Origin of the sequence: Acidovorax sp. ST3, assembly GCF_003231145.1 — a bacterium.
In the GTDB taxonomy this organism is placed as follows: domain Bacteria; phylum Pseudomonadota; class Gammaproteobacteria; order Burkholderiales; family Burkholderiaceae_C; genus Acidovorax.
In genome coordinates this window covers 1-589 of the sequence record NZ_QKVP01000085.1, presented here as the reverse complement: position 1 = coordinate 589, position 589 = coordinate 1, and the positions used below count along the sequence as shown (strand labels likewise).

At 71.0% G+C, this 589-nt stretch carries 1 protein-coding gene; it reads right to left on the bottom strand.

Annotation, left to right across the window (positions count from 1 at the left end; genetic code table 11):
* A partial coding sequence (locus tag DNK89_RS23680; protein WP_203422562.1) for an ATP-binding cassette domain-containing protein occupies positions 1 to 589 on the bottom strand: 589 nt, incomplete at both ends.

The following is a 589-nucleotide window of genomic DNA, read 5'->3' as shown; positions in this document are numbered from 1 at the left end:
CAGGGCGCGCGCGACGGCCTCGCGGTCGGCCGCGCCCAGGCCCAGGGCGCCGACGAAGGGCGTGCGGCCAAGGCCGACCAGTGTCTCGACGTCGACCGACCAGGCGATCTCGGGCGTCTGCGGCAGGAAGCCCATGCGCCGCGCGCGCGCGCGCGGCGACAGGCGGCGGATGTCGGCGTCGTCGAGGTCGACGGTCCCGTCGTCGGGCCGTCGCAGGCCGGCGAGACAGGCCAGCAAGGTCGACTTGCCGGCGCCGTTGGCGCCGAGGACGCACCAGCGTTCCTTGCGGCGCACCAGGAAATCGAAGCCCTGATAGATCTGCTGGTCGCCATAGCCCTTGTGGATATTGCGCAGGCTGATCACGTCGTCGCCCGACCGCGGCGGGCTCCTGAACTCGAACTGGACCGACTGGCGGCGGCGCGGCGGCTCGACGCGTTCGATCTTGTCGAGCTTCTTCACCCGGCTCTGAACCTGGGCGGCGTGCGAGGCGCGCGCCTTGAACTTCTCGATGAACTTGATTTCCTTGGCCAGCATGGCCTGCTGGCGCTCGTACTGCGCCTGGCGCTGCTGTTCGCCGAGCGCGCGCTGC